Below are 3,676 nucleotides of genomic sequence, written 5' to 3' on the forward strand. Positions count from 1 at the left end.
AGGTCTTGTGCCTGCGGAATGCATCGTAGGGCAGGAGGTAGACCTGCCTGCGCTTCTCGATGTAGCAACCGGCGGCGGTCGGTCCTGCCTCCGCGGGGAGGCTGTGTGTCACGATCACCGACACCGGCTCGGTTGCTCGCACCCCGAATGACTCGAGAAACCGCAGCGCAGCCGCGGCTCCGGCGCAGATGTCTGCGAAGTCGGCGCCGTCGGCGTCAGCGACGATGGCCTTCGTGTCGGAGCAGGCCTCGGGTGCCGGCCCGGGCGTGGCTCGTGCCGGGTTCGCCGCGCAGGTGAACCCGAGCGCAAGACCGGCCAGAACCGTCGCGAGGAATCGATGCAAGGGATGCCTTCCCCCTTCAGGCTGCATGCGCGATCAGCGCCTGCATGTCGGTGTAGCCGAAGATCGCGCTCCTGTCCGGAACAGACAGCGCGGCCGCGACCATGGCCCGGGCGATCTCGGTGGTTCGAATTGGTCGATACCTGGCCGGGATGAGCGGCGCGAGCAGCGAGAGCGCGCTGGCGAGCAAGCCGGGGGTGTGGCGCGAGCCGACGATCACCGAGGGTCGGAAGATGCTCACCACCTCGGGGCCCTGGCTCATGACGGCCTGCTCGGCCTCGCCCTTGACGCGGGCGTATCGCGGCATGCCCGCGGCGCCCGAGCCGGTGGTTGCGGCGTTGATGTCGGCTCCCACCGCCGACATGAAAGCCAGGTGCCTGACCTGGCCGGAAGCCTTCAGTCCGCTGGCAAAGGCGGCATTGAGATCGACATCGATGGCGCGATGCTGCGCCAGCGTCAGTTTGGCGGTGCCGGCGCCCACGCCCAGCACGCTGAATCCCACGGCCCCGCCGCTGCCATCGCGCAGCGCCTCGACGACGGCCTGCCGCAGCGCCGCCGGCTGCATGTCGGGAACCAGCCGCTCGACGATCTTGGGATGAGCGCCGAATCCGGGCCCCAGCGGGCGCCGTGCGAGCACGATCACCCGGGAGAAACGCTCGGATCGCACGAGTTCGGCAAGCAGGGCCTCGCCCACGGAGCCTGAGGCTCCGAGCACGATCGCGGTCTGGTCGGCGCCTGCGCTCATAGCGCCGTGATCTGGACCTTGCGCCACCTGATGGGCCCGCCCGTGACGCCCTTGACCCCGGGGCCGAACTGCAGCGCGAAGGGGCCGGCCGGGAACTTGCCGTCGTTCATCGTGACCGTCGTGGTGCCGTTCAGCTTCACGGTCACGAGCGGTCCGCGCGCCTCGATCTCGAAGGTGTTCCAGCGTCCGCCGGCCAGGAAGACGGGTGGCACGGGCACGGCCGCGAAGTTGACGATAGCGCCGGTGCCGAACTTCGGATCGGGCCGGATATCCCAGATGTTGACCTCGTAGGAATTGTCGGCGGTGATCTTCGCGGGGTCGGTCAGGCGGATGAAGATGCCGCTGTTGGTATCGGTCGCCGCCCAGAACTCGGCGCGGATCGCGAAGTCCTTGTACGACTGTTTCGACACCAGGTAGCCGATGGTGCCCTTGTCGGCCACGATCGCTCCGTCCTCGGATCGCCAGTTGGCGTCGCCGATCCGGTTCCAGTTCTCCAGGCCCTTTCCGCCGTCGATCAGCGTGGTCCAGCCGCTGTCGAAGGGGTTGATGGCGCAGGCGCTCATCAGCAGGCTGCTTGCGATCACGGTGCCCAGGAGGGCTTGGCGTCTGTGCATGGCGAACTCCTTTCGTGACCGTCGTGAGGGGGCCCGCCCCTCAGGGGCCGGCTCGGAAAGCCGACAGGTGGTTGGCAAGGTGCATCGCGTGGGCCAGTTCGTATTGCGCGCGGTCAAGCGGACCATAGGCGAAATGCGGTTGCAATGCGCCGGTCCAGCCATGGAAGTCGGCGATGGCGCGGTGCAGTCGCGCGAGGGCCTGCACCGGATCGGCGTCGGCCGCGATCGCAGGCGCGCCCGGTATCGGTTCGGCCAGGCCATGGGACATGTGGCCGCGGCGGCGAAACGCCCCGAAGGCCGCGGCGCCCACCGTGCGCTGGAACAGCCAGCCCTTCGAGCGGGGAAATCCGTGCATCGAGTACTCGATGCTCTGGGCGCAGTGCGTGAGGGTCTGCGCCCAGGTCCATCCGCCGTCGGAGGTCGGTTGCCCATTGCCGGCAAGCCGTTCGAGCTGCGCCACGGCGGCGGTGAGGCTGCCCTCTTGCCGTTGTCGATCGTTCACGATGCCCGCTCCGGGCCCGAAGCCCCTGGTCCGACGAAAGTCGCCACGCACGCCGCGCGAGATCGCACGGCCGCGCGACTCGAGCTTACCAGCCGGCACGTGGGCGCGCGGGTCATCGAACCGTCGTCCGGGCCTTGTGATAGAACCCGGCCGCGGCTGGCGCGCTCATCTGGCGGAGGGAGTTTCCATGACCCAAACAGCGAATACTTCAGGGCGTCGATACCCGGCGGTGGCGATGGCCTCGGGGCGTGCGCTCGCGGGGCTGGCCCTGGGCCTGACCCTGGCCCTGCCGGCGCAGCCCGTGCGGGCCGATGCGCTGGACGAGCTGCGCGAGGCGCTGGGCAAGCTGCGTGGCGCCATGCCCCTGCGGGCCACCGTCACGGCCAGGATCAACGCCACGGTCAGGGAGGATTCCGACAAGGCGCGTGTGGAAAGCGGCAGCGCGAGCCTCGTCATGGAAGACGGACCTCAGGGTCTGCGGCTCGTGTATTCGCCCGACGTGCTGGCGCGTTCCTCGGCCGAGCGAGCCGCGCAGCGCAGGGACGGCAAGGCGCCCACGCCGACGAGCACGGCCATGGCGAGGCTCGACGTCGGCGAGCTCGCCGGCATGGCCCAGGCGGCGCCCGAGCTGTTGCGCTGGCTGGAGGTGGCGCGGCTGAGGGGCGAGCGCAGAGACACCTGGAACGGCGCGCCCGCGCGCGTGCTCAGTCTCGACCTGGCCATCGACAGGGAGTCGAAGCACGTTCGCAGCGCCTCGTCCACCGTCGATGTCTGGATCGACGCGCAAGGCCGGCCTCTCGCCAGCAAGGCGGTGTCCAGCGTCTCGGGTCGGGTGATGATGGTGATCACCTTCGAGGCGAGGAGCACCGACGACCGCGTGTATGCCGTGGTGGGCGATCGGCTGGTCGTGACCCGTTGGGAGAGCAGCAGTTCGGGTTCGGGCATGGGACAGTCGGGCGACAGCAAGGCCGTGGTCACGCTGCAGCACGGGGGCCTGAGCATCGACAGCAGTTGCGTCAGATAGCCCGAGCCAGCAGGAACAGGGCGATGGAAAGGCCCAGCAGCAGGCTGAGCAGGTGCTTCTGGAGGAAGGTCATGGCGATCTCCGACTGGCCGGTCGGGGGTGGGCTCGTTGCCTGCGTGAGCAGGCGCTACGCAACGACCCTGCCTCGCGCGGCCTTGATCGCGGAGCGCTGCGCCTTGCCTTCCAGGCGACGCTGCTTCGATCCGTAGGTGGGCCGTGTGGGCTTGCGCGGCCGCGGCGCTTCGCAGGCCTGTGCCACGATCGCCTGCAGCCTCGCCATCGCCTCGGCCTTGTTGCCCTCCAGGCTGCGCGAGCCCTGGGCCTTGATGACGAGCACGCCCTCGCCCGAGATGCGCGAATCGAGGCTGGCCAGCAGGCGCTCCCTGGCGCTGTCGGGCATGCCCGACGCGCGGATGTCGAAGCGCAGGTGGACAGCGGTTGAAGCCTTGTT

At 69.3% G+C, this 3,676-nt stretch carries 6 protein-coding genes; 1 reads left to right on the forward strand and 5 read right to left on the reverse strand.

From position 1 onward, the window contains the following. From AC2H6A_RS18555 to AC2H6A_RS18570, 4 genes are all read right to left on the reverse strand, one after another. Positions 1-343 (reverse strand): hypothetical protein (locus AC2H6A_RS18555; RefSeq protein ID WP_484275202.1); only part of this gene is annotated, 343 nt, incomplete at its 3' end. Positions 344-359: 16 nt separating this feature from the next. Next, entirely contained in the window at positions 360-1,085 is a 726-nt protein-coding gene (locus tag AC2H6A_RS18560; protein ID WP_484275203.1) for a Rossmann-fold NAD(P)-binding domain-containing protein, read from the reverse strand. After that, positions 1,082-1,669 (reverse strand): 3-keto-disaccharide hydrolase, encoded by a 588-nt coding sequence (locus AC2H6A_RS18565; RefSeq protein ID WP_484275204.1) that lies wholly within the window; start codon positions 1,667-1,669, stop codon positions 1,082-1,084. Before AC2H6A_RS18565 ends, AC2H6A_RS18560 begins: the two co-directional genes overlap by 4 nt. A 70-nt stretch (positions 1,670-1,739) precedes the next feature. Then, on the reverse strand, positions 1,740-2,201 hold the full coding sequence (locus AC2H6A_RS18570) for a DUF1569 domain-containing protein (protein ID WP_484275205.1): 462 nt from the start codon (positions 2,199-2,201) through the stop codon (positions 1,740-1,742). A 187-nt stretch (positions 2,202-2,388) separates the two neighbouring features. Between AC2H6A_RS18570 and AC2H6A_RS18575 the strand changes: the two genes are divergently transcribed. Next, positions 2,389-3,225 carry a hypothetical protein gene (locus AC2H6A_RS18575; protein WP_484275206.1) on the forward strand — a complete coding sequence of 279 codons (837 nt, stop codon included), beginning with the start codon at positions 2,389-2,391 and terminating at the stop codon, positions 3,223-3,225. 127 nt (positions 3,226-3,352) lie between these two features. On the opposite strand, the gene arfB is transcribed toward AC2H6A_RS18575, so the two are convergent. Further along, a partial coding sequence (gene arfB / locus AC2H6A_RS18580; protein ID WP_484275207.1) for an alternative ribosome rescue aminoacyl-tRNA hydrolase ArfB occupies positions 3,353-3,676 on the reverse strand: 324 nt, incomplete at its 5' end.

This window comes from Quisquiliibacterium sp., from assembly GCF_982640115.1.

What these genes read in the sequence shown, in the direction of transcription:
- AC2H6A_RS18560 (WP_484275203.1), bottom strand. Translation starts at nt 1,085, where the DNA reads ATGAGCGCAGGCGCCGACCAGACCGCGATCGTGCTCGGAGCCTCAGGC.
- AC2H6A_RS18575 (WP_484275206.1), top strand. Translation starts at nt 2,389, where the DNA reads ATGACCCAAACAGCGAATACTTCAGGGCGTCGATACCCGGCGGTGGCG.